Source organism: Salinicola avicenniae (genome assembly GCF_023736115.1).
Classification (GTDB): domain Bacteria; phylum Pseudomonadota; class Gammaproteobacteria; order Pseudomonadales; family Halomonadaceae; genus Salinicola; species Salinicola avicenniae.
This window is the reverse complement of record NZ_JAKQZC010000005.1, coordinates 42014-68560: the sequence shown is the minus strand read 5'-3', so window position 1 is coordinate 68560 and position 26547 is coordinate 42014. Positions and strand designations below refer to the sequence as shown.

Here is a 26547-nt window from a genome sequence, read left to right as displayed (position 1 = left end):
TTTCGACGCACGAATGCGTCCGCTCGCCTCGATCCAGCGTCGATACGACACGCACCGTCGCCCAGAAACGACACCGGCGCCACTCAGGGCGCCGGTGTCGTCATCGTGGCGAGATCACTCGCCGCTGTTTTCCGGCTGCGCCTTCTGGCGGAGCCGGATGTGCAGTTCACGCAGCTGCTGCTGACTGACTTCACCCGGTGCGTCGGTCATCAGATCCGCGGCACTCTGGGTCTTGGGGAAGGCGATGACATCGCGGATCGTGCGCGAACCGGTCATCAGCATTACCAAGCGGTCGAGACCGAAGGCCAGGCCACCATGGGGCGGCGCACCGTACTGCAGGGCGTCGAGCAGGAAGCCGAATTTCTCTTCCGCTTCTTCCTTACCGATACCCAGGACGTCGAAGACCGCGCGCTGCATCGCCTGGTCGTGAATACGAATGGAGCCACCACCCAGCTCGGTGCCGTTGAGCACCATGTCGTAGGCGCGGGACAGCGCCGTGGCCGGGGAATCCTTCAGCGCTTCCGGCGAGCAGGAAGGCGCCGTGAACGGATGGTGCAGCGCCGACAGGCGGCCGTTGTCGTCGGCCTCGAACATCGGAAAGTCGACCACCCACAGCGGTGCCCATTCGGCGGTGTAGAGGTCGAGATCCTCGCCCAGCTTGACACGCAGCGCGCCGATGGCCTCGTTGACAATACGCGTCTTGTCCGCACCGAAGAAGATGATATCGCCATCCTCGGCGCCCACGCGATCCAGCAGCTGCTCGACGATGCCTTCCATGAACTTGACGATCGGCGACTGCAGGCCCTCTAGCCCCTTGGCGCGCTCGTTGACCTTGATCCAGGCCAGCCCTTTCGCGCCGTAGATGCCCACGAACTTGGTGTACTCGTCGATCTCCTTGCGCGACAACTTGGCGCCACCGCTCACCTTGAGCGCCGCCACCCGGCCGTCGTCGGCCTTCGCCGGACCGGAGAAGACCTTGAAGTCCACTGACTGCATCAGGTCATCGACATCGACCAGCTCCAGCGGAATGCGCAGGTCCGGCTTGTCGGAGCCGTAACGCTGCATCGCTTCGCTGTAGGGCATGCGCGGAAACTCGGGCAGCGACACATCGAGCACGCTCTGGAACAGCTCGCGGATCATGCGCTCCGTCGTACCCATGATGTCCTGCTCGTCGACGAACGACGCTTCCAGGTCGATCTGAGTGAACTCCGGCTGACGGTCGGCACGCAGGTCCTCGTCACGGAAACACTTGGCGATCTGATAGTAGCGGTCGAAACCGGACACCATCAGCAGCTGCTTGAACAGCTGCGGTGACTGCGGCAGGGCGAAGAAATGCCCGTCGTGCGTCCGGCTTGGTACCAGATAGTCACGTGCACCTTCCGGTGTGGCTCGCGTCAGGATGGGCGTCTCGATATCCAGGAATCCCTCGTTCTCGAGATAGGCCCGCACGCTGTGAGTGATCCGCGAACGCAGGCGCAGGCGCTCGATCATCTCGGGACGACGCAGGTCGATGTAGCGATGCTTGAGACGCACCTCTTCGCCGACCTTGCCATGCTCGTCGAGCTGGAACGGCGGCGTGGCGGAGGTATTGAGCACATCGACCTGCTTCGCCAGCACCTCGATCATGCCGGTGGGCATGTTCGGATTCTGGGTGCCCTCGGGGCGTAGACGGATGCGACCGACGATACGCAGTACGTACTCCCCGCGGGCACGATCTGCATTGGCGAACGCATCCGCCGTGTCCGGATCCACCACGACCTGAGCGATACCGTCACGATCGCGCATATCCAGGAAAATGACTCCGCCGTGGTCGCGGCGGCGATGCACCCACCCGCAAAGCGTGACTTCGTGATCGATCAGGGATTCGTTCAATTGGCCGCAATAATGACTGCGCATGCTGGATCCTAGTAATGGTGAATACTTTGACTCGTATGTTGAGCCCCGACTCGTATGTTGAGCCAAGGCTCATAAAGTGAGCGCTTTGCTCGGAAGTCACGCCTTCGCCCTCCGGGCGGCCGCACGGTAGCGTCTTCCGAGCGCGGCTGACGTCGGGCCTACGCCGACGCCTTGCTTTCTCCGCCGCTCTTGGCACCGCCACTGTCGCCGGAAGCTGCCGGCTTGGCGCCATCGCCTGCCAGATTCTTCTTGCTGCCCGACTTGAAGTCGGTTTCATACCAACCGCCGCCTGCGAGACGGAAACCGGCCGCCGACACCAGCCGAGCCAGGGCCGCCTGTTCGCATGCCGGGCAGTCGGTCAGTGGCGCCGCGCTCACCTTCTGCAGTTTTTCCAGACGGTGACCGCAGGCCTTGCACTCATATTCGTAGATGGGCATGGTTTTGTCGCTCTGTAACGGGTGTCGCCCTGCAAAAGACGCCAGCGCCACCCTGCTGTCATGACGCACCGCGCGGGCTTTCGCGGATACGTGATCCAACGTCGCCGCCAAACCGCGGCTTGCCTGTCAAATCGGGGCTGCCGCCGGAATTTCCAAGCGGGTCGTTCGCGACCGTGACGCCTGTCCGCTTTTCAAGCCGCGCTCGAAAGCCGCATAGTATAGCGCGCAGCAACCGGTCACGGGCAATATTACCGGTTGAGGAATCCACTGTCGTCGTCGACGCCAACGCACTGCAGGACTCGATCGCACTGTGCTGCACCGCGTACTCCTGCCTCTTGCTTCCGCGAAAAAGGAAAAGCGCATGAAAGCCGTTCTTCTGGATGCCGCCTCGCTTGGCGAGGATATCGACCTGGCGCCGGTACGCGCACTCGTCGACGATCTCGATATTCATCCCTTGACGCCGCCCGAGGCGACGCGCGACCGCCTGGCCGGCGCCATGGTGGCGCTGACCAACAAGGTGGTGCTCGATGCCGAGACACTCGATGCACTGCCGTCGCTGAAGCTGATCTGCGTGCTCGCGACTGGCACCAACAATATCGATATGGCGGCGGCCGAGCGACGCGGCATCGTGGTGCGCAACGTTGCCGCCTACGGGACCGCCAGCGTCGCCCAGCACACCCTGATGCTGATGCTGGCATTGGCCGCGCAGCTGCCCCGCTACCAGCAAGACGTTAAGGCTGGTGCCTGGCAGCGCAGCAATATCTTCTGCCTCCTCGACCACCCTACGCTGCAGCTCGCCGACAAGCACCTGGTCATCGTCGGTAGCGGCGTACTGGGCAGCGCCGTCGCCAAGCTCGGCGAGGCGTTCGGCATGCGCGTGACGTTCGCCGCCCGTCCCGGCAAAGAAGCCGAGGACTCTCGTCCATCGCTGACGTCGCTGCTGCCCGAGGCGGACGTGATCAGCCTGCATTGTCCGCTGACCGAGGCCACGCGCGGGCTGATCGATGCCTCGGCGCTGGCGACCCTGAAGCCGGGAGCACTGCTGGTCAATTGCGCGCGCGGCGGCATCATCGATGAACACGCCGCACTGGCCGCCCTGCGCGACGGCCACTTGGGCGGATTGGCCGTCGACACCCTGCCGACGGAACCTCCCCGCGACGGCCACGCGCTGCTCGACGCGCTGGAGGAACCGCTCAACCTGATCGTCTCCCCGCACAATGCCTGGATCACCCCAGAGGCCCGTCAGCGGGTCATCGAACTGACCGCCGACAACCTGCGCGCCTGGAGGCATTCGCATGCGCCCAACCCGTGACCACGCCCCGGTCTACAACTACGGCTCGATCAATATCGACTATGTCTATCGCGTCCCGCATCTGGTGCAGCCCGGGGAGACGCTCGCCAGTGCTAGCTTTTGCCGCGTTCTGGGCGGCAAGGGCGCGAATCAGTCGCTGGCGCTGGCGCGCGCCGATGGTCAGGTCAGCCACTGGGGACGACTGGCGCAGGCCGATCGTTGGGCGCTCGAGCCACTCGAGGCAGCCGGCGTCGATATCGCGCAGATCGCGCTGACTGACGACCCCAGCGGTCACGCGCTGATCCAGGTCGACGATGCGGCGGAGAATGCGATCATTCTCTATCCCGGTGCCAATCACGGCTTCACCGAAAGCGATCTGGAGAAGCTCGTCGGGGGCGCCGAACCCGGCGGCTGGCTGCTAATGCAGAACGAATGCAACGCCCCCGCCTCGATCCTGCGTCTCGCGGCGGCGCGCGGACTCGCCATCGCCTTCAACCCGGCCCCCTTGACGCCAGAGGTATCCGAGCTGCCGCTGACGCTATGTCAGACGCTCTTCCTCAATCGCGGCGAAGCCGCCGCGCTGGCGGAGCGGGCCCCCGATGCCTCGGCCGACGCCCTGCTCGAGGCCCTCACGGGCCGCTTGCCGGACGTCGAAATCGTCCTGACGCTTGGCAGCGACGGCGTTCACTACCGGCATGCCGACTGCCATATCGAAGTCGCCGCGCATCGGGTGAAGGCCGTGGACACCACCGCCGCCGGCGATACGTTCATCGGCTACTTCATGGCTGCCCGTCAGCGCGACGCGAATGTCGAACACGCGCTCCGTCTCGCTACGACCGCCTCGGCGCTTTGCGTGCAGGTTGCCGGCGCAGCCCCCAGCATCCCGCCGATGGCCGACGTCGAGGCAGCGCTGCGCTCGATGCCGACGCTGGCACTCACGCGCCACTCGACGACGTAGCCGCCCCACCCCAGCGTCGTTTTCAAGCCCATTCAGACACGAGCGTTCAGAGGCACCCATGTCCACACCGATCATTTTCGACACCGACCCCGGCATCGATGATGCCCAGGCCATCGCGATCGCGCTGGCGCACCCCGACATCGAACTACTCGGACTGACGACCACCTTCGGCAACGTCACCATCGAAACGGCAACGCACAACGCCCTGCTGCTGGCAGAACTGGCGGGGCAATCGATCCCAGTGGCCCAAGGGGCTTCCGCGCCACTGGTCAAACCGAAAAATCCGCCTCCCGGTCATATCCACGGCGATAACGGGTTGGGCAACATGCCGTTGCCGCCGGTGACGACACAGGCTGTTTCACAGAGTGCGGCAGCGTTCATTGTCGAGCAGGTCAACGCGCGCCCGGGAGAGATTGTCCTGGTCGCGGTCGGCCCACTTGGCAACCTCGCCGCTGCCCTGCAGCTTGACCCTTCGCTGGTGGCGAAGGTCAAGCGCGTCGTGATCATGGGCGGATCGATTCGCGAAGGCGGCAATGTGACGCCGGTGGCCGAAGCCAATATCTTCAATGACCCGCACGCCGCCGCGCGCGTCTTGCAGGCAGACTGGCCACTGACACTGGTCGGCCTCGACGCCACACATCGCTGCGTTCTCGATCCGACCAGCATGGAGAAGATTGCCGCCGCCCAGGGCGAGCTGGGCAAGATCCTGGGCGAGAGCTACACCTTCTATCGAGACTTTTACCAGCAGGCACAGGGCATCGACGGCTGCTGCCCGCACGACAGCTGTGCACTGGTCTGGCTATTGAAACCGGAGCTGTTCCAGGTCGAACGCGGCTATTTGAGCGTGGTCACCGAAGGACTGGCCGAAGGACAGACCCTCATGGCACCGGCCTCGCGACAGTTCGTCGACGACCGCTGGACCCGTAGCGTCGCGGCAGATGTCTGCCTGAACGCCGACGGGCCGGCGGTCATTCAGTGGATGGTAGAGACACTAACCGCCGAGTGACCGCCATGCGGCGACCCAGGCTACCCGGTGGTGAAGCTTGCCGGCGCCGCCAGGGTCGCCTCTTCGACAGCGACATCGGTCACATCGGCCGCCGGCGGCCCCGACCACAGCCTGTCGATCAGCTCGGCAATCGCGGTCGCCTCACCGCAGGCGACCACTTCGACACGCCCATCCTCGAGATTGTGAGCGTGACCGGTAATGCCCCACCGTTCCGCCTCTCGCCGCACATACTCACGGAAGCTCACGCCCTGAACGCGCCCGCTCACCAGCGCCTTGATGGTCCGATTGGTCATGTGCCAGATCCTCCTTCTTGATCACTTCCTGCCGCAGCAGCACGGCGGTATTGCGGGGAACGATATGCCGCCCGCGCGCAACCACGTGCGTGCGCGTGAAAGCCGCACCGTACAACAGGATCAGCGAGGAGTAGTAGACCCATAGCAGTACCAGCACGACCGACCCCGCCGCACCATAGGTGGAAGCCGTCGCGGTGTGCGCGAGATAGGCAGCAATGGCATTGCGGCCGATGACGAAAAGGACGGCCGTGACCAGCGCCCCGAGCACCACATCGCGGTAGCTCAGCACCACGTCGGGAAGCACCTTGAAGATCGCGGCAAAGAACATGGCCACGACGACGATCGACAGACCGAACTCCGCCGCCGACAGCAGCAATCCGCTCCCCGGCACCCAGTCGCCGGCGTAGCGAAAGGTCGCCCGCAGGATCACGCCCAGCACCAGCGACACCAGCAGCACAAAGCCGATAGCCAGCACCACGGCCAGCGACAGCAGGCGTTTCTTGGCAAACAGCCAGACGCTGTTGCGATCCGGATGCGGCGCCACGCCCCAGATCGTGTTGAGCGAAAACTGCATCTGCCCGAACACCGTCGTGGCCCCGACCAACAGTGTCCCGATACCGGCCAGCGTTGGCAGAATACCCGACGCCTGGATGCTTGACTGGGCAACGGCATCTTCGACTGCGCGGGCCGCGGAGGGCCCTAGCGTATCCTGCAGGCGCGCCACGATCTCGCCGCGCGCAGCATCCTCACCGAGCCACAACCCGACGACACTAACCGCAATGATGATCGTGGGCGCCAAGGAGAACAGCGTGTAGAACGCCAGGGAACCGGCGTAGCTAAAGGCATTGCGATCCAGCCACAGCTGAACCGAGTCGCGAACCACCCGAAACCAGAACCTGGCAAGCTCCACCATAGACTCGATGTCTCCGTTATCGACCCGCGTTGCCATGGCGGCGGCCGTCCGTCCGCTCGCCATGGGCACTATCCGCAGTCTAGACGATGACCCTGAACGCTCGGGGTCTCACGCCCGCAGAAAATCACTGGGCAACTTCATCATCCGCCGCCATAGTTTCTCGACGCCAGGCTTGTGAACCAGCGAACAGCGATAGAGCCGGATTTCCAGGGGGATATCCCAACTCTCGCCCGCGGCTCGCACCAGCTTGCCGGCCGCCAGCTCGTCACGAATGCAGAAGTCGGGTATCCAGGCAAGCCCGACGCCTTGCAGTGCCATCCCCTTCAGTCCCTCGGCCATGGCCGTTTCATAGACTGTTTTCAAGCGCATCCGCGCCGGCTCGTTCTTCAGCAGCATGCGCACGCTGCGCCCCAGAAATGCGCCCTGCGTATAGGCAAGAAAGGGGATCGCGCCCTCACCGTCGAAGGAGAAGCGTGCCTCGCCTTGGGCATTCGGCACGCTGACCGGAATCATCTTCACCTGCCCGATCGAAAACGATGGAAATATCTCGGCATCCAGCTGCATCGTCGCGTAGGGATCGTGATAGGCGAGCATCAGATCGCAGTTACCTTCCCGTAGCACATGAATGGCATCGCCGACGTTCATCGCCACCAGCCGCGTTGGCAGCTCTCCGACCCCTTTCTGCAGGCGCGAGATCCACCGCGGATAGAAGGCCAACGCCAGCGAATGCGCCGCCACGATGTCCAGCGCCTCGTTGTCCATGGCGAGGCCGCGCAGATGCGCCAGGCTGTCATTGAGCTGCTCGACCATATTGCGCGCCGTGACCAGAAATAGCTGGCCTTCGGACGTCAGGCTGACCGGCGTTGTCGAACGATCCACCAGCGTGGCGCCGATCGCCTGCTCGAGCGAGCGAATTCGGCGACTAAATGCGGGCTGGGTCACGTGCCGCTGTCGTGCGGACGCCGAGAAGCTGCGCGTGTTGGCCAGCGCCACGAAATCCTCGAGCCATTTCGTTTCCAGATTCAATGCGTTCCCTCAGCGATCGTGATTCCAACAAGGCGCTGGCGCGCCGACTCGAGCGATCACGCCTCTCGGGGCGTGTCAGCCAACATTATCGTCATTGTACGGGTGACAGCAGGTAGGTTGCCCGCGAGACCAGTTTTCGCCACATCGGCCGGTCGGCGAGCTCCTGTGCGGTCACCTCTCGGCTGCTGGCAAAATCCTGCTCCAGCATCGCCTGCACCGAGGCGGCAAAGGTCTTATCCGGCACATAGGCCGTGACCTCGAAATTGAGCCGAAAAGACCGGTTGTCGAGATTGACCGTGCCAACCATCGCCGTGTGATCATCGACCAGCATCGTCTTTTGATGAAGAAAGCCGGGCTGGTAGCGATAGATCTTGACGCCGTTGGCGATCATTTCCGGCAGGAAGGCGAAGGCAGACAGGAACACCAGCAGATGGTCGGGCCGCTCCGGTATGAGCACGCGAACGTCCACCCCCCGCAACGCCGCCAGGATCAACGCATCCTGCACGCCATGGTCGGGCACGAAGTAAGGACTGGTCACCCAAAGCCGATGCCGCGCCCCGTGGATCGCATGCTGGACCAGTAGACTGGCGGTCTCGCGCCCATCCGCCGGCCCGGAAGGCACAATGGCAACGTGCTGGGACGCCTCCGGGATCTGGTATGCGACCCAGTGCAGCGCGAGGATGGCACCGGTGGCCCAGTACCAGTCTTCCCAGAACGCCTCCTGCAAAGCCAGTGCGCTGGGCCCCTGCAGTTTCACGTGGGTATCCCGCCAATGTCCGTAGCGCTCGACACGCCCCAGATACTCGTCAGCGACGTTGAGACCGCCAGTCCAGCCCTCCCGACCGTCAACCACCACGATCTTGCGGTGGTTGCGGAAATTGATCTGAAACCGGTGCCGCCAGCCCCGCGACGAATTGAACGCCGAAACGCGAACACCAGCCTCCTCGAGGTCGCGCAGATAGCCACCCGGCAGGCCGCGACTGCCGATTTCGTCGTACAGGAAGTAGACGTTGATGCCGTGCTCCGCCTGATGGATCAGGCGACGCTTGAACGCCAGGCCGATCTCATCGGCGCGCACGATGAAGAACTGGACGAGGATGTACTCTTCCGCCCGATCGATGCCATCGAACAGGCTCTCGAAGGTCGCCTCGCCATCGACCAGCAGGTCGACCCGATTGCCCCGTGTCATTGGCATCATCGACAGCTGCTCTACCGCGCGAATACGCCCGCTGACCGCTTCCGGCCGCGAGGTATAAGGCTCCATGTAGGGACGATAGCGCTGCAAAACCTGACGCAGCACCGTATCGCGCTCGCCGCGAGCCGACACATAACCGTAAAAACGCGGACGGCCGAACGCCCAGAAGATGGGCACGGCAAAGTAGGGAAAGCTGACCAGCGTGACGATCCAGGCAATCGCGCCCTGCGAGGTACGGCTCGACATCAGCGCAAAGATGGCGGTGAGGATACCGGCAACATGCGAGAGAAACAGAAACACCCCGAGGATCCACGTCATGCTCGCCACCCTGCGCTTCCGTGCGCCATCACCCGTCTCCCACCCCGAATCCGTGTGCCGTCGACGCCCTGCCGGCACCCGGTTCGCGGGCATGAGCAAGCGCCTTCCGGCGTCATCATACCGAAAAAAAGAGAGAGCCCCACAGGGGCTCTCTCCAAAGAACTCTCTCGAGACCAGCGATTCAGCGCCCGCCTTGTCTGCCGAAGCCACGAGATCGACACTACCACCCCGTGTCAAACGCGCTCGGCGATGATTTCCTTCCACTTGGCAGGGCCGGTCTGATGCACCGAGGTGCCCTGGTGGTCGACCGCGACCGTCACCGGCATATCCTCGACTTCGAACTCGTAGATGGCCTCCATGCCGAGATCGTCGAATGCCACTACCTCGGCCTTCTTGATCGCCTGCGCCACCAGATAAGCTGCGCCGCCAACGGCCATGAGATACACCGCCTGATTGTCGCGAATCGCCTCGATCGCCAGCGGGCCACGCTCCGCCTTGCCGACCATGCCGAGCAGCCCGGTTTCCTCGAGCATGGTGCGTGTGAACTTGTCCATGCGCGTGGCCGTCGTCGGGCCGGCCGGACCGACAACTTCGTCGGCAACCGGGTTGACCGGCCCGACGTAGTAGATAAAGCGGTTTTTCATATCTACCGGCAGCGGCTCGCCGCGGGACAGCATGTCGACCATCCGTTTGTGCGCGGCATCGCGCCCGGTCAGCAGCTTGCCGGATAGCAGCACGGTATCCCCTGGCTGCCATTCACGCACAGCCTCTGGGGTCAGCGTATCGAGATTGACGCGACGGACACCCTCGCCGACTTCCCAGGTGATTTCCGGCCAGTCGTCGATCTTCGGCGCGGGCAGCGTTGCCGCGCCGGTGCCATCAAGAGAAAAGTGGACATGCCGCGTCGCCGCGCAGTTAGGAATGATCGCCACCGGCTTGTTGGCCGCGTGCGTCGGGTAATCCTTGACCTTGATATCGAGTACCGTGGTCAAGCCGCCCAGCCCCTGCGCGCCGATCCCGGTGCGATTGACCTTGTCGAACAGCTCCAGGCGCAGTTCTTCGGCACGGTTCTCCGCCCCCCGTGCCTGCAACGCCTGGATATCGATCGGATCGAGCAGCGACTCCTTCGCCAGCTCCATGGCTTTTTCCGCCGTTCCGCCAATGCCGATACCCAGCATGCCCGGCGGGCACCAGCCGGCGCCCATCTTCGGCAGTTGCTCCAGCACCCAGTCGACAACGTTATCGGAAGGATTGAGCATCGCGAACTTCGACTTGGCTTCGCTGCCACCGCCCTTCGCGGCGACATGAATCTCCACCGTATCGCCCGGCACCAGTTTGTGGTGAATGATCGCCGGCGTATTGTCACCGGTATTCTTGCGCTGGCCGTCCGGGTCCGCCAGCACCGAGGCACGCAGGACATTGTCTGGCAACGTGTAGGCGCGGCGCACCCCCTCATTGACCATGTCATCGAGACTCATTTCGGCTTCCCAGCGCACGTTCATGCCCACGTGGACGAAGACCGTGACGATACCGGTGTCCTGACAGATCGGCCGATGACCGGTGGCACACATCCGCGAATTGATCAGGATCTGGGCAATGGCGTCACGTGCAGCCGGATTCTCCTCCCGCTGATACGCGGCATGCATCGCCTCGATAAAATCCTTGGGGTGATAATAGGAGATGTACTGCAGCGCATCGGCGACGCTTTGAATGAGATCTTCCTGACGGATCACGGTCATCTCGGTACTCCTGGCTGGTCACGGTGATTGCCCGACAGGTCGGATCGCCTGTGGGTCGATGACGAATCGCTCGAGATGATAACGCAACGTTCAGGGGTTGGGCAGTTGTCGACAATAAAGTCGACGCGAGATAACGGTATAACTTTATTTTGATTCAGCATTCGCGATCATGGAAAGCCAGTGCTTTTACCCTATCAGGGGTGGTCGGGTTGACAGCGCGGGCAGCGGTAGAGGCGCCGGGAGGCGACCGACTGACGATCCACGGTTGTGCAGCAGGCATGGCAAGGTTCGCCGTCCCGGCCGAAGACCGCATGCCGCCAGACCGACCGGGGATGTCCGGCCGCCTGCAGCGGTCGACGCCACGCCGGCCGGTTGGTGACACCGGCCTCTCGATACGCCTGAAGCGTTGTCTCGATGATCACACCGGCCAGTCGCTCAACGGCTTCGTCAGACAGCTGCATCGGCCGGACACCGGGGGGCAGGCCCGCATAGAACAGAATCTCCGAGCGCAGATAGTTACCCACGCCCGCCAGACATTGCTGATCCAGCAGCAGCCCTCCCAGCCCGCGCCCGCGAAAGCGTTTGGACAGCAGTCGCTCGACCACCGCTGCCGGGGAAAGCTCGTGCGTCAGGAGATCCGGCCCGAGCCGGGCGATGAACGGCTGTTCACGGAGGGTTTCCTGCGTCCACAAGGAGATATCGGACGCGCTGAACAGTTCTGCGGCATGGGTTTCGGTGACCAGTTTCGCGCGCAGTATGCGGCGACTGCGTGAAGGCCGCTCTCGCCGCCGCACCTTCCAGACACCATAGAGTTGATTGTGGGAAAAGAGCACCTGGCCATCGCTAAAGGTCGTCAGCAGCGCCTTGCCCCAGCTATCGACGGCCGCCACTCGCGCTGCCGACAACGCCTCGGCCTGCCGGGCCAGCTCGGGATAGGCAAACCAGACTTCGGTCAGCGGGCGATCGATCAGTATACGGCCGAGCCGATCTGCGACCCGACGTATTTCCGGCCCTTCTGGCACGCCTTACCCTCGCCTCAACCTAATTTCTCGCCTCAGCCCAGCTCCAGCAACCGCGCCTTGAGCGTCTGAGTCTGATCACGCAGCTTGGCAGCCTGCTCGAATTCGAGGTTCTGCGCCGCCTCATGCATGCGATCCTCGAGCCGGCCGATCTCTTTCGTCAGCTGGGTGGCATCCATCTGCCCCAAGGCCTCGCGGGAATACTCTCCCGGGGTTTCGGCGACCAGTTGCTCGGTTCGCTTGCGTCCGCCCTTGCGGCCCGGGGCCTGCGCGCCCTCCATGATATCGGCCACGGACTTGGTGACGGTTCGAGGCGTGATACCGTGGCGCTCGTTATGCGCAATCTGCTTGGCACGGCGGCGCTCGGTCTCATCGATCGCCTTGCGCATGGAGTCGGTCACCCGATCACCGTAGAGAATCGCCTTGCCGTTGGCGTTACGCGCTGCCCGCCCGATGGTCTGGATCAGCGAACGCTCGGCACGCAGGAAGCCCTCCTTGTCGGCATCCAGAATGGCGACCAGAGACACTTCAGGAATATCCAACCCCTCGCGAAGCAGGTTGATGCCAACCAGGACATCGAACTTGCCAAGCCTTAGATCGCGGATAATTTCCACACGCTCAACGGTGTCGATATCGGAGTGCAGATAGCGCACCCGTATGTCGTGCTCGTCGAGGTATTCGGTCAGATCCTCCGCCATGCGCTTGGTCAACGTCGTGACCAGCACGCGCTCGGCGACATCCAGCCGCTTGCGAATCTCGGAAAGCAGGTCATCTACCTGGGTGCTCGCCGGGCGCACTTCGATCTCCGGGTCGAGCAGCCCGGTCGGACGGACGACCTGCTCAACGACCTGGCCGGCGTGCTCTTGCTCGTAGGGGCCCGGCGTCGCGGAGACAAACACCGCCTGCGGCACGATGCCTTCCCACTCTTCGAAAGTCATCGGTCGGTTGTCCAACGCCGACGGCAGGCGGAAGCCGTACTCCACCAGCGTCTCCTTGCGCGAGCGGTCGCCGCGATACATGCCGCCGACCTGCGGCACGCTGACGTGGGACTCGTCGATAAACAACAGCGCATCGTCCGGCAGATAATCGAAGAAGGTCGGCGGCGCCTTCCCGGGATCGCGTCCCGAAAGATAGCGCGAGTAGTTCTCGATGCCGTTGCAATAGCCAAGCTCGAGCATCATCTCGATATCGTAGAGCGTGCGCTGCTCGAGACGCTGTGCCTCTACCAGCCGCTCGTGCTTGCGCAGATAGTCCAGCCGCTCCGCCAGCTCGCCCTTGATCGACTCGACCGCGGAGAGAATGGTGTCGCGCGGCGTCACATAGTGTGTCTTCGGATAGATCGTCATGCGCGGCACCTGCCCGCGAACCTCACCGGTCAGCGGATCGAACAGACGGATCGAGTCGATCTCGTCACCGAACAGCTCGACACGCACGCCCTCGTCCTCGGCGTCCGCCGGAAAGATATCGATCACGTCGCCGCGCACGCGGTAGGTACCGCGCCGGAAATCGCTGTCATTACGGGTGTACTGCAGCTCCGCCAGCCGGCGCAGGAAACTGCGCTGGTCGATCTCCTCGCCGCGATTGAAGTGCAGCCGCATCTTCATGTACTGCTCGGGGTCACCGAGACCGTAGATCGCGGAGACCGACACCACGATCAGAGCGTCGCGACGCTCGAGTAGCGCCTTGGTCGCCGACAGGCGCATCTGCTCGATATGCTCGTTGATCGAGGCGTCTTTCTCGATAAAGGTGTCCGACGAGGGCACGTACGCTTCTGGCTGGTAGTAGTCGTAGTAGGAGACGAAATACTCGACGGCGTTATCCGGGAAGAACGACTTGAATTCACCGTAGAGCTGCGCCGCCAGCGTCTTGTTGTGCGCCAGCACGATGGTCGGACGCTGCAGGCGTTCGACCACATTGGCCATGGTGAAGGTCTTGCCCGACCCCGTCACCCCCAGCAGCGTCTGATGCGACAGACCGGCCTCGAGACCTCGGGTCAGGCTCTCGATCGCGGCCGGCTGATCGCCGGCCGGCTGGTAATTCGAATGAATCTTGAAAGATTTGCTCATGGGCAGTATTTAGGGTCCGAATCATCGACCTTCAAGGGGAGCGTGCGCCTAGCGTGCGGAAAATCGGCTGTCGGTAGCCTTCACCGCCGCGACCAGTGCCTCGCGCCTGACGCGACCTTCGACCTCGGCCCAGTCGCGACCGATGTCCACGCTGTCGACGCCGTCGACCATCATCAGCGCCGTGGTCACACGATTAATGTCGTCGGCCGTGGAAAGCCCCTGCAGGGTGAGGTTGATCTGTGCCATCTCGCTCTCTCTTCTCATGAAATACATCAACCGGCAAGAATAGCACGCCGACCCCGGACCGGCCGTTGCAATACGCCCGCTTCGCCACCATCTTGAGGGGCAATTGTCGTCGCCGCGACACACCTGACCTCAATGGAGAGTTCGCATGAACGAGTGGAAGGCGCATCTGACATCTCAGGGCGGCTCGCAGACCGACACCGGCCAGTGGCAATTTCCCGCTGACGCCAACGCGCAGACCTCCACCGGACACTACCTGGTGCCACTTTCGCATCTGGCGATTCTCGAGTGCGAGGGCGCAGATGCCACCCGCTTTCTGCAGGGCCAGGCCAGCGCCCACACCGACCACGCCAACGGTGATTTCGCGCCCTTGACCGCCTTCTGCGGACCGAAAGGACGCATGATTGCCAACGCTGAGCTGCTGCAGGTCGCGCCGGAACGCTACTGGCTGCTGCTGCACGCCTCGCTGTGCGAGCCGCTGGCCACCCAGCTCGGCAAGTACGCGCCGTTCTACAAGGTCCAGCTGCGCCAGCGCGACGACCTGGCGCTACTGGGTGTCATCGGCGCCCCCGAAACGCTCGACGCAGGCGTGCCCACTGGTGATTGGCACATGCAGGCAACTGCCGAGCACGTCCTGCTGCGTCAGCCCGGTCCAAGCCCGCGCGTGCTGCTTGCCCTGACGCCGCCGCAGGCCATCGACACTTGGAATCGCCTGCGCCAGGACCACCAGCCAGCCGGCACGGCGCTGTGGCAGCAGGCAGATATCGAGGCCGGCGTCGCCTGGCTGACAGCCGCGCACAGCGATAGCCTGCTACCGCAGATGATCAACTGGGAAGCCCTGGGCGGCATCAGCTTTCGCAAGGGGTGCTATACCGGGCAGGAAGTGGTGGCGCGCGCTCACTTCCGCGGTCAGGTCAAGCGGCGGCTGCAGATCGCCCGGCTAGACGGCGCCACACCGCCTGACGTGGGTAGCGATATCCGCTGCGACGAGAAACGGGTTGGCGAAATCTTTCAGGCCGTCAGCACCGGCGACAGCTGCCTGGTGCTGGCAGTGCTCAATACGAGCGTGGAGGAAACGGCTGCGCTCGAGGTCGATAGCCGCCGTCTGACGCGCCAGCCGTTGCCTTACGCTCTCGAGCGGCTCGACCCGGAAAACGCCGTGGCAGCGACCTCCGCCTAGGCCCCGCAAGACTCGCGGCACCGGGCCACGCGGCTCAACGGAGAGGCCAAGGGAGAAGGGACGGCCGCCCTATTCCACCGGCAGTCGCCCTAATCGACCGGCAGCCGGAACAGTTCGAGCGTATTGCGCCAGGCACAGCGCGCCACGTGCGCCGGAGACTGCCCACGCAGCATCGCGACGACTGCCAGCGTCTCGACCAGGTTGGCCGGCTCGTTGCGCCTGCCTCGGCGACCCGCCGGCGGCATGTCCGGGCTGTCCGTCTCGAGCACGAAGCCGCTGTCCGGCAGCGCCTGGACCGTGCGCCGCAGACGCTTGGCGCCCTCATGCGTCACGGCACCGCCTAGACCGAGGCGATAGCCCAGCTCGAGGAACCGCCTCGCCTGCTGCTCGCTACCACTGAAGGCGTGAATCAGACCGCCGGCCGGTAGCGCCAGCTGCCGTAACCGCTTGGCGACATGGTCGTTGGCATGCACGCAGTGGATGACCACGGGTAGCCGGAACTGTTTCGCCAGCTTCAATTGCGCATCGAACAACACCCACTGACGCGCGAGTGTCTCTTCGAAGCGTGCATCGATACCGCATTCACCAACGGCGACCACACCGCCATGGCACTGCAACGCAGCCGCCAGCGCCTCGATATCCTCCTCCCGGTGTTGCTCGATAAAATAGGGATGCAATCCCAGACCGACCGACACGTCGTCACGATGCCCCAGCGCCAGCACCGCGTCCCAGCGTTGACGAGACGTTCCCGGCACCATGAAGCGTTCAACGCCCGCCGCCTGCGCGCGCGCGAACATCGCCTCATGGTCGCCGACGAAGCGCTCGTCATCGAGATGACAGTGGGCGTCGAACAGCCGAGCATCGAGAGTCACGGTCTAGGCAGGCGTCGAGGCGTCCGTCACCGGAAGATCCGCCGTGCAGTGGCCACATTTGGTGGCCTGGAGCGGGATGGTCATGAAGCAATGAGGGCACGCCTTGTCGGTGGGGGCCTTGGGCGCCACCGCCTCCTCGCGCTTCATGCGATTGATACTGCGTACCAGCAGGAAGACGGCAAAGGCGACAATGACAAAGCTGATCACCGCATTGAGGAAAAGACCGTAGTCCAGCGTCACCGCGCCTGCCGACTGCGCCGCCGCCAGCGAAGGATAAGGGCCGGCAACGTCGCCCTCCTTGAGCACGACGAAGAAGTTCGCGAAATCCACCCCACCGATCAGCAGCCCAAGCAGCGGGTTCATCACGTTCTTCACCAGACTCTGCACAATCAGCGTGAATGCGCCGCCGATGATGATACCGACCGCCATGTCGACGACATTGCCTTTGACGGCGAACTCGCGAAACTCCTTCAGGAATTGGGAAGCCATCGGTGCTCTCTCCTCGTGATGGATATCCGACGCCGTGAACGACCGACCGGTGTCGGGCGCTCGCCTCTGCTACGCCGATAACGCCAAACCGTCATCGGCGACATCAGCATGAGCTAGCCTCCCTCGGGCGGCAAGTCGAACGCCCGCGCGCGGCTGCGGTTCTCAGTGCTCGCGCGTGGCGCGGAACTTGATATCGGGCCAGCGCTCCTGGGTCATCTGCAGATTGACCCGCGTCGGCGCCAAATAAGTCAGGCAGTCACCGCCATCCCAGGCCAGGTTAGTGCTCGCCTTGCGCCGGAACTCATCGAGCTGGCGGGCATCATCGCAGTAGATCCAGCGGGCCGTATTGACATTGACCGGCTCGTAGATGCAGTCGACCTTGTACTCTTCCTTGAGACGATGCGCGACGACATCGAACTGCAGCGTGCCCACCGCACCGACGATCAGGTCATTGTTGTCAAATGGCATGAACACCTGGGTCGCGCCCTCTTCCGACAATTGCTGCAGGCCTTTCTGCAGCGCCTTCATCTTCAGCGGGTCACGCAGCCGAACGCGACGAAACAGCTCCGGCGCAAAGTGCGGGATGCCAAGGAAGCGCATGGTCTCGCCGGCGGAGAAGGTATCTCCGATCTGGATCGTGCCGTGGTTATGCAGCCCGATGATGTCGCCCGGCCAGGCCTCCTCGACGTGCGCACGGTCGGAGGCCATGAAGGTCAAAGCATCGGCGATTTTGACATCCTTGCCGATCCGCACGTGGCGCATCTTCATGTTGCGCTCGTACTTGCCCGAGCAGATACGCAGGAAGGCCACCCTATCCCGGTGCTTGGGATCCATATTGGCCTGGATCTTGAACACGAAGCCGGTGAAGCGGCCGTCGTCGGCCACCACTTCGCGCAGATCGGTTTCCCGCGGCTGCGGCGCCGGCGCAAACTCGACGAACCCGTTGAGCATCTCACGGACGCCGAAATTGCCCATCGCCGTACCGAAATAGACCGGCGTCAGCTCGCCGCGCCGATAGGCTTCGAGATCGAACTCGTGGGAAGCGCCGCGTACCAGCTCGACCTCCATACGCAACTCTTCCGCCGCACTCTCGCCCAGCACCTCGTCTACCTCGGCGCTATCCAGCCCCTCGATACGCTTGTCTTCGGGGACCCGGTTGCCCTGCCCCTGCGTATAAAGATGAATCACGTCGTCGTAGAGGTGGTAGACCCCCTTGAATGCCCGCCCCATGCCAATCGGCCAGGTCATCGGCGCACATTGGATATTGAGGACGGTCTCGATCTCGTCCATGACTTCGATGGGATCGCGGGTCTCGCGATCCATCTTGTTGATGAACGTCAGGATCGGCGTCGTGCGCAGGCGACAGACCTCCATCAGCTTGACGGTACGGTCCTCGACGCCCTTGGCGCCGTCGATCACCATCAACGCGGAGTCGACCGCGGTCAGCGTGCGGTAGGTATCTTCCGAGAAGTCCTCGTGGCCCGGCGTATCCAGCAGGTTGACCACGCGGCCGTTGTAGGGGAACTGCATGACCGACGTGGTGACGGAGATACCGCGCTCCTGCTCCATCTTCATCCAGTCAGATGTGGCATGCCGTTCGTCGCGCTTGCTCTTCACCGAGCCCGCCAGCTGAATCGCATTCCCGAACAGCAGCATCTTCTCGGTGATCGTGGTCTTGCCCGCATCGGGGTGGCTGATGATAGCGAAGGTGCGGCGCAGCGCCGCTTCCTGGGCGATCTGGGTATCTGACATGAAGGCTTCACTGGCTGAGCGCGAGCGCGCGTCGAGGATCAAACGCCTGAGCGCGGGGCGCGTGGAATCGGAGATGCCGGGATTGTACGCGTTGCTCCCGTGGAGTTGTAGCGCACCGTACCTTGCCGCCACACCGCTTGCTCCAAAGCCATGAACAGCCGGCATCCGAGACGGCAACCCGCTGAATCAACGGCAACGATCTCTGGCAACCTTTCAAGCCTTCCCCGTCCTATCTATCTGCGCGGGCCGGCGTCAGACATCAGGCGTCAACTCATCGATACAGGAAACCAGGCTCATGAACCGGATTCTCGGATATGACCACGACGACACACCGCTTCGCCAGGGCGACAGCGTTCGCCTCAACCAGGCCGACCACGCAGCTGCCTTCGGCATGCAGTCGACCATTGACGGCGTGGCCGTGGACAACAATCCCGACGACGCGGTCCAGCGCCTGTGTCTGGCGAATGGCAATATCGTCTACGACGTACACTGCAGCCGGGCCTGACAGCCACCGAACGCACTCAGGCGTCGAGGTCGGGACCGACTTGACCCCTGACAGGCCACTGTCGAGCGTCGGCGGCAGCGGCTCCCTTCCTCGTCTTCAGGCCCCCACATCTAGCTCTCCGGCAGCGCGCCTGCGACAATCGGGCGCTGCCTTCAGGCGTCCCCGGACGCCCCGCGGCCTCACGCGCGCGCTCGGCGTGCGCTAACATGAGCGAGACGATCGGCACCGGCGACACGGTCGAAAGTCGATACCGACATCGCCTTATCTGCCCCGGAGAGACCCTAGAAACCATGTTGCAGCCGCTCCCTCTCTCGACGCCGAATCGCAATCTGGTTCGCTTGACGATCGTGCGCGGCATTACCTGGACCGGCTTCCTCGCTGCCATCATCTTCGGCATCGAGGTGTTGGAGTTTCAGCTCCACGTACTACCGATCATCGCCATCATAGTGGCGATGGGGCTTTTCAACGTCGCCACCTGGTGGCGACTCGGACGCCCTCGGGCCGTGACCGACACGGAATATCTGCTGCATTGGCTCATCGACATCGCCGGCCTTAGCCTGCTGTTCTACTACACCGGTGGCTCGACCAACCCCTTCATTACCTACCTGCTGGTGCCGCTGGCGATTGCGGCCGCCACCCTGCCGTGGTCCTACGCCTGGATCATCGCGCTCGCCGCGGCGGTCAGCTACACCTTCATGATGCTCTTCTACGAGCCGGTGCCCCAATTGACGAGCGGCATGGCGTTCGCCGGCGTGCCGCTGCATACGCTCGGCATGTGGCTGAACTTCATCCTCTCCGGCAGTCTGATCACGTTCTTCATCTCCAAGATGGCGCAGACCCTCCGCCGCCGGGACATGACGCTTTCCCGCACGCGCGAGGCAGCACTTCGCAACGAACAGATACTGGCCGTGGCAACGCAGGCAGCCGGCACGGCGCATGAACTGGGCACGCCGCTGTCGACGATGGCCGTACTGCTCAACGAGATGCGCCACGAAACCGCCGATCAGCCGGCAATGCAGGAAGATATCGACATGCTTCGCCAGCAGGTTGACACCTGCAAGAAGCGCCTGCAAAACCTGGTGGCCAACGCGGACCGGCGCCGACTCGAAAAGCCCCAGACGCTGCGCGCGATTCCCTGGCTGGAAAATCTGATTCAGCGCTGGCTGGTCCTGCGCCCGGACGTCAATCACCAGCTCGACATCCCGCCGCGCCGCGGGCAGCCTTGGATCGCCGTCGACGCGACACTCGAGCAGGCCATGATCAACCTGCTCAACAATGCGGCCGATGCCAGCCCGAACTCGGTCGTCACCAGCCTCGAATGGGACGCCGAGGAGATCGTGATCGATATTCGCGATCACGGCCCGGGCGTCCCCCTGTCGATCGCCGACCAGCTAGGCGAGACCTTCGTCTCCACCAAGAGCAAGGGAATGGGCATTGGCCTGTTCCTGACTCACGCCACGATCAACCGCTTCGGCGGTGGCGTGAGCCTTTACAACCATGAGGAAGGCGGCACGCTGACCGAGGTCAAGCTACCTCGCGTCCAGGCCGGTGAAAGCCTGTAATGCCACTGCCATCCACCTGTCGAAAGAGGATTCGCTGATGAGTGAACAAGAGCGCCTGCTGATCGTCGACGACGACGAACAGTTCTGCTTTGTCATGGAACGCGCCATGCGCCGCCGCGGTTATGACGTCGTCGTCGCGCACACGCAGGAGGAGGCGCTGAATGCCGCGCGGGAGATGCCCCCGGTTCTGGCGACACTCGATCTCAAGCTCGAATCGGACTCCGGCCTCAAGATCCTACCGGCGTTGCTGGATATCGCGCCGGACTGCCATGTCGTTGTGCTCACCGGCTATTCGAGCATCGCCACGGCGGTCGAGGCGATCAAGCTGGGGGCGGTGAACTATCTTTGCAAGCCGGCCGATGCCGACGAGATTCTGGCAGCGCTGGAGCGTGAGAGCGGAGACGCGGACGTCGAGATCGCCGATAACCCGCCGTCCGTCAACCGGGTGACCTGGGAACATATCCAAAAGGTACTGCAAGAGCACGACGGCAATATCTCCGCCACCGCGCGAGCCTTGGGGATGCATCGACGCACCCTGCAGCGCAAACTGCAGAAGCGGCCGGTACGGCGCTGAATCAGCCCGCCGCCCCATCGCGACGAGTGGGCATGTCATATCGCCCAGCCGCGTGCCTTCGAGCTCTCTGCGCCTTGAGACTCCCGGTACGCGCGGCAATCGGTGACAGCGGCGGCGTCTGATGATCAATCAGAGATCGTGCCATGATCTGCCCCTCGCCGCGACTCCCCAAGCCGGGGCTTCTTGCACCCCGCCACTCGGCAAGTTTTCCGATCGAGGCGCAGTTGGGTATCCTGCTTACGGCGAAGGTCGCACTCGACTCGCCCCCATTCTCTCGCTCGGAAACGCTTATGGAATTGGCCGAACGCCTCCAGCACATGGTTCGCATCGCTCGCCGCGCAGGCGATATGATCGTCGAGGCTCGTCAGCAGCAGAATTTCTCTCACCAATACAAGGGTGGCGACGAACTGGTCACGGAAGTCGACGTCGCCGTCGACCAGATGATCGCCGACGAGCTCGAAGCCCTGGCGCCGGGCGAAGCCCGGCTGACCGAAGAGCTGACACCGGACCGCAGTCAACTGGAGCGCCCCGGCGCGCTATGGATCGTCGATCCGATCGACGGCACGGTCAACTTCGCCTACGGCCACGCCCATGTCGCGGTCTCGATCGCCTGGGCACATGATGGCGAGCTTCAGGCCGGCGTGGTCCACGCTCCGTTTCTGGGCGAAACCTTCACGGCCCTGCGAGGCGAAGGTGCTTGGCTCAATCAGCAATCGATCAGCACCAGTCCGGCGGAAAAGCTTGAGCGCAGCCTCGTCGCGACAGGGTTTCCCTATGCCCGAGACAAACGGGCGCCGCTGATCCGGCGACTCAACCATGTGGTGCATGCCTGTCGCGATATCCGTCGCAATGGCTCGGCGGCACTGGATCTTTGCCATGTTGCCTGCGGCCAGCTCGATGCCTACTACGAAAGCGTCTCGCCATGGGACTTTGCCGCAGGGTTGCTGATTGCTCGCGAGGCAGGCGCCCGAACGGGCCATCTCTATCCCTGCCCGGACAACCTGCCCGCGGACCTCTACGGCGAGAACCTGCTGGTCAGCGCCGTCGGCATCCACGCAACCCTGGGCAATCTGCTGCGCGACGCGGATGCCGGCAAACGCGTCGAGACGGACTGATCGGCCAGACATCACCATAGCCCGTCGTAATGGCGGGTTTAGCAAGACTCTATTGGCTGGCCCGGGTTTAATACGAAAGAATAACCCTCATATTCTTCTCGAACCGACAATTTCCTTCAGACAGGGGCAGGCCCCCCGCCTGAAGCCGACAGGAGATTCATCGATGCTGACCGTCATTTTCGGCCGTCCCGGCTGCCCATTCTGCGTTCGTGCCAAAGAGCTTTCCGAAAAACTCAAGGAAGCGCGCGACGATTTCGATTTTCGTTACATCGATATTCACGAAGAGGGCATCACCAAAGCCGACATGGAGAAGACGATCGGCAAACCGGTGGAGACCGTGCCGCAGATCTTTGTCGACCAGACTCACATCGGCGGCTTCACCGAGTTCGACCAGTATGTCCGCGATCAGGCCCTGATGCCGGAGAATGCCTGAGTCAAACGCCCCCTCTCCTGAGTGACGCGTGCCCTAGAGACACAACACCCGCCTTCTTGGCGGGTCTTGTCGTTGATGAATGCCAAACAATGGGCTCCCGACATAGGGGCTGGCTTCCTGCCCCAGCTCCGTTGTCACCTGCCTCAAGCCATTGCCCCCGCGTTGTCAGCCGTCGCTTCTGCCGCCTTTTCGTCCCAGGCTCGCTCTAGCGCCAGCTCCAGCTGCACCGGACCCTGACGCGGATCCAGCTCGTTGAGATAGTGCGTCGACTCGACCAGCGGCACCATCGGCGTATAGGGCTCCTGCTCCTCAAGCGACTTGACCGGCTCTCGCCGCCATAATCGATAGACGATAAAAAGCGCCAACGTCATGGCCGCGCCGCCAAGGAACAGCCAGAGCCCGTCCGGCCCCAGCGTTTCCATCATGAGCGACGCGCTGAAAGGCCCGACCACGGAACCCACGCCGTAGCACATCAGCAGCTTGGCGTTGGCCTGTATGGTCTCCTCCGGCGCCAGCCAATCGTGCGTGTGTGCCAGGCTGAGCGAGTAGAGCGTATGCAACATCGCCGTGTGAAAACTGGCGACGAACACCAGCAGCCAGTAGCTGGAACGCGCCGCCACGGTGATCAGGACGCCGGAGATCGTCATGACCACTGCCATGCAGAGGATCACCTTGCGTCGATCGAAACGGTCCGAGACACGTCCGAGCGTCCACTGCGCAATCAGCGCCACCAGGGTGGTAATCGACATGAACTGGGCGGTCTCGGCCGTGCTGAGCCCGATCTCCTGACCGTAGTAGGGCGTCATGGCGAAGAAGGCCTGGACCATCATCCCGGCGACGAAGGCCCCGACCAAGCCAACGGGCGCCCGGGCAAAGAGCGCTCGCAACGAAATCTTGGCGGAAACATCATGGCTCGAGCGCAGCGGGCCATGGATACGATGAATCGATAGCGGCACGAGCGATAGCGCAAACAGGATCCCGGCAACGGAGAACAGCACGAAGGTGCCAGGGTCCGCCATGTTGAGCATCCATTGGCCGCCGGCCAAAGAGAGTGTCGAAATCACCAGGTACCAGCCCAGGATCCGACCGCGGTTCTCGTTGGTCGACTCCCCGGAGACCCAGGACTCCATGACCATCAGCAGGCCCGCGGTTGCGGCGCCCCCGAAGAGCCGCCAGACCAGCCATGCCCAAGGATTGACCCACAGGCCATGAAGGATCGCGGTTACGGCCAGCAGCGCAGCACAGGCCGCGAAGACACGGATATGCCCGACGCTGCGAATACGCTTCTCCAACCAATAGCTGCCGGCAACAAAGCCAAGCGAAAAGCATGACATCAGCAGGCCTGCCATTTGCGATGGAAAGGCCTCCAGCGACATGCGCACCCCAAGCAGCGTCATGATCAGACCATGTCCCAGCAGGAAGCTGATCTCGCAGAGGAAGAGAATGGGAAGAGTCGCGGGCAAAGAACGCAAAGGGGTCTCCGAGCACTGAGGATCACGACGGGTGAGCGCAGACACATCGCCGACGATCGAGCGCCCAGGTCCCCACCGAAAAAGGGCCGGCAGTCTAACAAGTTCCCGCGGCCCTTCCGAGCCTATTCATCCAGTCTCTCGGATGACTCCAAAGCGCAACGAATTATTCACATCTTCTGTGGATAACGCTGTGTATTTCCAGTGGCTGACCGTAACGACGGGCGATCCTGAGGCGACCCCTCTCAAATTGGTCAGTTTTTCGACAACCAGGAAACTCATATCAACAGCATGGCATGATGCGGGCAACGCCCCCGCTTTGCCATTGACAAAAGCCAGCCCCGATGACGCGCTGTGCAGCTCCGCGACATTCCAGTAACATTGCTTCAAGTCTTTGATGGAGAATGGCATGTCGAGCCTCAAGGGGGCAGTCAGCATTCTGCTGCTGGTGACCAACACCCTGTTCTGGGGCGTCCCGCTGACCGTGCTGACCCTGGTCAAGCTACTGACACCGACCCGTCGCTGGCGCCTGTGGGTTCTTGGCGGACTGCACCGCGTGGCCCTGGCCTGGATACGTACCAACAATGTCTGGATCCGCTATTGGATTCATCCACAGATTCATGCCTCGATTCCCTCAACGCTCACCACTCGCCAATGGTGGTTGGTCATCGCCAACCATCGCAGCTGGACCGATATTCTGGTCATGCTGTACGTCTTCACCGGCCGCCTGCCCATGCCCAAGTTCTTTCTCAAGCGCGAGCTGATCCTCGTGCCGATCGTCGGCCTGGCTTGGTGGGCACTCGAATTCCCCTTCATGCGTCGTTACAGTCGCGAACGACTCGCGCGCAATCCGAAACTGGCAGAGCGCGACCGCCAAGCCACTCAGCGCATGTGCGATCACGCTCGCGAGATGCCGATGTGCATCTACAACTTCGTCGAGGGGACGCGCTTCACGCCGGCCAAGCAGCAGCAACAGCAAAGCCCTTACCACCACCTGCTGCGCCCCAAGGCTGGCGGCATCGCCCAGGTCATTGGCCTGCTCGGACCCAGGCTGGACGGGATTCTGGATGTCACGCTGCACTATCGCCGACCCGCGCCCCGCTTCTGGGATTTCCTGTGTGGCCGCGAAGGCGAGATCGCGATCGTCGCTCGCTCGCTCGAACAACCTGCCTGGATGCAGGACGGCCGACACGACGATGCCGCTTACAAGGAACGTTTCTATCTATGGTTGAACTCTCTGTGGCAGGAAAAAGATCACGCGCTTTCCTCCTATTCCTGGGACTGATGCTGCTAGTCGGCTGCGCCAGCAGCGGCGGCTTCAGTCAGGGACATAACGGCTGGATCACCGTTCAGCGCGGCGACACGCTGGGCAAAATCGCCCAGCGTGCCGATATACCGCTACTGCGGCTGCAGCGCTTCAATCCCGGCGTGGATTCGCGCCGGCTGGCCGTCGGGCAACGCTTGATGCTGCCATCGCGACAGGAACGCGCACCCGGCGGCGGCCCCTATCGTTATCAGGTTCGCCGTGGCGACACCTACTACTCCATCGCCAGACGTTTCGGTGCCGATCCAGCACGCCTTCAATCGGCCAATCCGGGCATCAGTCCCTCGGCTCTGGCCGTCGGGCAGCTGATCCAGGTCCCGTTGGGCGGCGCGGCGGTAGCCAGCAGAAGCGGCGGATCGTCGCGCCCCGCCTCACGCACGTTGCCCGATCCTGGTCCGCTACCCGGCTCGGCACGTCACTGGGAGTGGCCCCTATCGGATTATCGGGTCGCACGCCGCTTCGGCAAGGATGCCCACGGCACCCTTCAACCGATGCTGCTGACCACGACTTCGGCGGCAACCGCCAAGGCCGCCAGCAATGGCAGCGTGCGCTTTGCCAGCGGCATGCGCCAGCTAGGCCAGGTCGTTATCGTCCACCACTCGGACAACATGCAAAGCGTCTACGCATTCTGCGACAAGCTGCTCGTCAACGTCGGCCAGGAGGTCAGCGCCGGCACGCCGCTCTGCGAGATCGCTCGCGATGGCGGCAACCAGCGCTATCACTTGTTGTTCGACCTTCGTCACGGTGGCAAACCCGTCGATCCCGCACGCGTGCTACGCTGAATCTGGGTGTCATGGAATCGTCATACGCCCGACGCATTGCCGTCATCGGCGACACGCACGATCGAGCACAGGATCAAGCGCGGCTGACGG

26 protein-coding genes are annotated in these 26547 nt (G+C 63.1%); 11 read left to right on the top strand and 15 right to left on the bottom strand.

Features of this window, described 5'->3' with window-relative positions:
* Positions 1 to 114: 114 nt before the first annotated feature.
* Entirely contained in the window at positions 115 to 1896 is a 1782-nt protein-coding gene (aspS, locus tag MC381_RS12405; protein ID WP_251978068.1) for an aspartate--tRNA ligase, read from the bottom strand.
* A gap of 158 nt (positions 1897 to 2054) precedes the next feature.
* The gene (locus tag MC381_RS12400) at positions 2055 to 2333 is read right to left on the bottom strand and encodes an FmdB family zinc ribbon protein (protein WP_251978067.1); all 279 of its coding nucleotides are present in this window, start codon (positions 2331 to 2333) and stop codon (positions 2055 to 2057) included.
* A gap of 361 nt (positions 2334 to 2694) precedes the next feature.
* Here MC381_RS12400 and MC381_RS12395 point away from each other — a divergent pair, with 361 nt between their 5' ends.
* From MC381_RS12395 to MC381_RS12385, 3 genes are read left to right on the top strand one after another with little or no spacing between them, the layout of a single operon-like run.
* The gene (locus MC381_RS12395; RefSeq protein WP_251978066.1) at positions 2695 to 3645 is read left to right on the top strand and encodes a D-2-hydroxyacid dehydrogenase; all 951 of its coding nucleotides are present in this window, start codon (positions 2695 to 2697) and stop codon (positions 3643 to 3645) included.
* Positions 3629 to 4582, top strand: a complete 954-nt coding sequence (locus MC381_RS12390; RefSeq protein WP_251978065.1) for a ribokinase — start codon at positions 3629 to 3631, stop codon at positions 4580 to 4582. The genes MC381_RS12395 and MC381_RS12390 overlap by 17 nt, the downstream gene beginning before the upstream one ends.
* 58 nt (positions 4583 to 4640) lie before the next feature.
* On the top strand, positions 4641 to 5588 hold the full coding sequence (locus MC381_RS12385; protein WP_251978064.1) for a nucleoside hydrolase: 948 nt from the start codon (positions 4641 to 4643) through the stop codon (positions 5586 to 5588).
* Between the two features lie 20 nt (positions 5589 to 5608).
* On the opposite strand, the gene MC381_RS12380 is transcribed toward MC381_RS12385, so the two are convergent.
* The 8 genes from MC381_RS12380 to MC381_RS12345 all read right to left on the bottom strand — a co-directional run bounded on the left by MC381_RS12380 (position 5609) and on the right by MC381_RS12345 (position 14403).
* Positions 5609 to 5881, bottom strand: coding sequence for an acylphosphatase (locus tag MC381_RS12380; RefSeq protein ID WP_251978063.1), 273 nt, complete (start codon positions 5879 to 5881; stop codon positions 5609 to 5611).
* A complete protein-coding gene (locus MC381_RS12375; RefSeq protein ID WP_251978476.1) occupies positions 5820 to 6794 on the bottom strand; it encodes a YihY/virulence factor BrkB family protein in 975 nt (324 codons plus the stop codon). The genes MC381_RS12380 and MC381_RS12375 overlap by 62 nt, the downstream gene beginning before the upstream one ends.
* Before the next feature lie 108 nt (positions 6795 to 6902).
* Positions 6903 to 7820, bottom strand: a complete 918-nt coding sequence (locus MC381_RS12370; RefSeq protein ID WP_251978062.1) for a LysR family transcriptional regulator — start codon at positions 7818 to 7820, stop codon at positions 6903 to 6905.
* A 91-nt stretch (positions 7821 to 7911) separates the two neighbouring features.
* Positions 7912 to 9333, bottom strand: coding sequence for a cardiolipin synthase (gene cls, locus MC381_RS12365; protein WP_251978061.1), 1422 nt, complete (start codon positions 9331 to 9333; stop codon positions 7912 to 7914).
* Positions 9334 to 9566: 233 nt separating this feature from the next.
* Positions 9567 to 11072, bottom strand: a complete 1506-nt coding sequence (locus MC381_RS12360) for a fumarate hydratase (protein ID WP_251978060.1) — start codon at positions 11070 to 11072, stop codon at positions 9567 to 9569.
* 194 nt (positions 11073 to 11266) lie between these two features.
* A complete protein-coding gene (gene nei / locus MC381_RS12355) occupies positions 11267 to 12094 on the bottom strand; it encodes an endonuclease VIII (protein WP_251978059.1) in 828 nt (275 codons plus the stop codon).
* Positions 12095 to 12126: 32 nt separating this feature from the next.
* Positions 12127 to 14157, bottom strand: a complete 2031-nt coding sequence (gene uvrB / locus MC381_RS12350; protein ID WP_251978058.1) for an excinuclease ABC subunit UvrB — start codon at positions 14155 to 14157, stop codon at positions 12127 to 12129.
* A gap of 48 nt (positions 14158 to 14205) precedes the next feature.
* Positions 14206 to 14403, bottom strand: coding sequence for a hypothetical protein (locus MC381_RS12345; protein WP_251978057.1), 198 nt, complete (start codon positions 14401 to 14403; stop codon positions 14206 to 14208).
* A 145-nt stretch (positions 14404 to 14548) separates the two neighbouring features.
* On the opposite strand from MC381_RS12345, the gene ygfZ reads away from it, so the two are divergent.
* Entirely contained in the window at positions 14549 to 15580 is a 1032-nt protein-coding gene (ygfZ, locus tag MC381_RS12340) for a CAF17-like 4Fe-4S cluster assembly/insertion protein YgfZ (RefSeq protein ID WP_251978056.1), read from the top strand.
* A gap of 89 nt (positions 15581 to 15669) precedes the next feature.
* Here ygfZ and MC381_RS12335 read toward each other — a convergent pair whose 3' ends face one another.
* The 3 genes from MC381_RS12335 to MC381_RS12325 form a co-directional block, all read right to left on the bottom strand.
* Complete coding sequence (locus tag MC381_RS12335; protein WP_264297437.1) at positions 15670 to 16452, bottom strand: TatD family hydrolase; 783 nt, start codon at positions 16450 to 16452, stop codon at positions 15670 to 15672.
* A 3-nt stretch (positions 16453 to 16455) separates the two neighbouring features.
* Entirely contained in the window at positions 16456 to 16941 is a 486-nt protein-coding gene (gene mscL, locus MC381_RS12330) for a large-conductance mechanosensitive channel protein MscL (RefSeq protein ID WP_251978055.1), read from the bottom strand.
* 162 nt (positions 16942 to 17103) lie between these two features.
* Positions 17104 to 18693 carry a peptide chain release factor 3 gene (locus tag MC381_RS12325; RefSeq protein WP_251978054.1) on the bottom strand — a complete coding sequence of 530 codons (1590 nt, stop codon included), beginning with the start codon at positions 18691 to 18693 and terminating at the stop codon, positions 17104 to 17106.
* Between the two features lie 295 nt (positions 18694 to 18988).
* Here MC381_RS12325 and MC381_RS12320 point away from each other — a divergent pair, with 295 nt between their 5' ends.
* The 5 genes from MC381_RS12320 (at position 18989) to MC381_RS12300 (ending at position 22882) form a co-directional block, all read left to right on the top strand.
* Positions 18989 to 19198, top strand: coding sequence for a hypothetical protein (locus MC381_RS12320; RefSeq protein ID WP_251978053.1), 210 nt, complete (start codon positions 18989 to 18991; stop codon positions 19196 to 19198).
* A 290-nt stretch (positions 19199 to 19488) separates the two neighbouring features.
* The gene (locus MC381_RS12315) at positions 19489 to 20760 is read left to right on the top strand and encodes an ATP-binding protein (protein ID WP_251978052.1); all 1272 of its coding nucleotides are present in this window, start codon (positions 19489 to 19491) and stop codon (positions 20758 to 20760) included.
* Positions 20761 to 20797: 37 nt separating this feature from the next.
* Positions 20798 to 21334 carry a response regulator transcription factor gene (locus tag MC381_RS12310; protein ID WP_374708173.1) on the top strand — a complete coding sequence of 179 codons (537 nt, stop codon included), beginning with the start codon at positions 20798 to 20800 and terminating at the stop codon, positions 21332 to 21334.
* A 290-nt stretch (positions 21335 to 21624) separates the two neighbouring features.
* On the top strand, positions 21625 to 22449 hold the full coding sequence (locus tag MC381_RS12305) for an inositol monophosphatase family protein (protein ID WP_251978051.1): 825 nt from the start codon (positions 21625 to 21627) through the stop codon (positions 22447 to 22449).
* 163 nt (positions 22450 to 22612) lie between these two features.
* A complete protein-coding gene (locus tag MC381_RS12300) occupies positions 22613 to 22882 on the top strand; it encodes a GrxA family glutaredoxin (protein WP_251978050.1) in 270 nt (89 codons plus the stop codon).
* A gap of 143 nt (positions 22883 to 23025) precedes the next feature.
* Here MC381_RS12300 and MC381_RS12295 read toward each other — a convergent pair whose 3' ends face one another.
* Both MC381_RS12295 and MC381_RS12290 read right to left on the bottom strand, forming a co-directional pair.
* Positions 23026 to 24354 (bottom strand): MFS transporter, encoded by a 1329-nt coding sequence (locus MC381_RS12295; RefSeq protein ID WP_251978049.1) that lies wholly within the window; start codon positions 24352 to 24354, stop codon positions 23026 to 23028.
* Positions 24355 to 24480: 126 nt separating this feature from the next.
* Positions 24481 to 24762 carry a hypothetical protein gene (locus tag MC381_RS12290; RefSeq protein WP_251978048.1) on the bottom strand — a complete coding sequence of 94 codons (282 nt, stop codon included), beginning with the start codon at positions 24760 to 24762 and terminating at the stop codon, positions 24481 to 24483.
* Between MC381_RS12290 and yihG the strand changes: the two genes are divergently transcribed.
* Together yihG and MC381_RS12280 are read left to right on the top strand one after the other, a co-directional pair.
* Entirely contained in the window at positions 24761 to 25636 is an 876-nt protein-coding gene (gene yihG, locus MC381_RS12285) for a 1-acylglycerol-3-phosphate O-acyltransferase, YihG family (protein WP_251978047.1), read from the top strand. The genes MC381_RS12290 and yihG overlap by 2 nt on opposite strands.
* A complete protein-coding gene (locus MC381_RS12280; protein ID WP_251978046.1) occupies positions 25636 to 26457 on the top strand; it encodes a murein hydrolase activator EnvC family protein in 822 nt (273 codons plus the stop codon). Before yihG ends, MC381_RS12280 begins: the two co-directional genes overlap by 1 nt.
* Positions 26458 to 26547: the final 90 nt, after the last annotated feature.

Bases quoted from the DNA above. Each gene is read 5' to 3' on its own strand.
- MC381_RS12300 (WP_251978050.1), top strand. From the start codon at position 22,613: ATGCTGACCGTCATTTTCGGCCGTCCCGGCTGCCCATTCTGCGTTCGT.
- MC381_RS12345 (WP_251978057.1), bottom strand. From the start codon at position 14,403: ATGGCACAGATCAACCTCACCCTGCAGGGGCTTTCCACGGCCGACGAC.
- MC381_RS12320 (WP_251978053.1), top strand. From the start codon at position 18,989: ATGAACCGGATTCTCGGATATGACCACGACGACACACCGCTTCGCCAG.
- MC381_RS12280 (WP_251978046.1), top strand. From the start codon at position 25,636: ATGCTGCTAGTCGGCTGCGCCAGCAGCGGCGGCTTCAGTCAGGGACAT.
- MC381_RS12360 (WP_251978060.1), bottom strand. From the start codon at position 11,072: ATGACCGTGATCCGTCAGGAAGATCTCATTCAAAGCGTCGCCGATGCG.
- MC381_RS12310 (WP_374708173.1), top strand. From the start codon at position 20,798: ATGAGTGAACAAGAGCGCCTGCTGATCGTCGACGACGACGAACAGTTC.
- MC381_RS12325 (WP_251978054.1), bottom strand. From the start codon at position 18,693: ATGTCAGATACCCAGATCGCCCAGGAAGCGGCGCTGCGCCGCACCTTC.
- MC381_RS12385 (WP_251978064.1), top strand. From the start codon at position 4,641: ATGTCCACACCGATCATTTTCGACACCGACCCCGGCATCGATGATGCC.
- aspS (WP_251978068.1), bottom strand. From the start codon at position 1,896: ATGCGCAGTCATTATTGCGGCCAATTGAACGAATCCCTGATCGATCAC.
- cls (WP_251978061.1), bottom strand. From the start codon at position 9,333: ATGACGTGGATCCTCGGGGTGTTTCTGTTTCTCTCGCATGTTGCCGGT.
- MC381_RS12390 (WP_251978065.1), top strand. From the start codon at position 3,629: ATGCGCCCAACCCGTGACCACGCCCCGGTCTACAACTACGGCTCGATC.
- yihG (WP_251978047.1), top strand. From the start codon at position 24,761: ATGTCGAGCCTCAAGGGGGCAGTCAGCATTCTGCTGCTGGTGACCAAC.
- uvrB (WP_251978058.1), bottom strand. From the start codon at position 14,157: ATGAGCAAATCTTTCAAGATTCATTCGAATTACCAGCCGGCCGGCGAT.
- MC381_RS12380 (WP_251978063.1), bottom strand. From the start codon at position 5,881: ATGACCAATCGGACCATCAAGGCGCTGGTGAGCGGGCGCGTTCAGGGC.
- MC381_RS12400 (WP_251978067.1), bottom strand. From the start codon at position 2,333: ATGCCCATCTACGAATATGAGTGCAAGGCCTGCGGTCACCGTCTGGAA.
- mscL (WP_251978055.1), bottom strand. From the start codon at position 16,941: ATGGCTTCCCAATTCCTGAAGGAGTTTCGCGAGTTCGCCGTCAAAGGC.
- MC381_RS12315 (WP_251978052.1), top strand. From the start codon at position 19,489: ATGTTGCAGCCGCTCCCTCTCTCGACGCCGAATCGCAATCTGGTTCGC.
- MC381_RS12395 (WP_251978066.1), top strand. From the start codon at position 2,695: ATGAAAGCCGTTCTTCTGGATGCCGCCTCGCTTGGCGAGGATATCGAC.
- ygfZ (WP_251978056.1), top strand. From the start codon at position 14,549: ATGAACGAGTGGAAGGCGCATCTGACATCTCAGGGCGGCTCGCAGACC.
- MC381_RS12305 (WP_251978051.1), top strand. From the start codon at position 21,625: ATGGAATTGGCCGAACGCCTCCAGCACATGGTTCGCATCGCTCGCCGC.
- MC381_RS12375 (WP_251978476.1), bottom strand. From the start codon at position 6,794: ATGGTGGAGCTTGCCAGGTTCTGGTTTCGGGTGGTTCGCGACTCGGTT.
- MC381_RS12290 (WP_251978048.1), bottom strand. From the start codon at position 24,762: ATGCCATTCTCCATCAAAGACTTGAAGCAATGTTACTGGAATGTCGCG.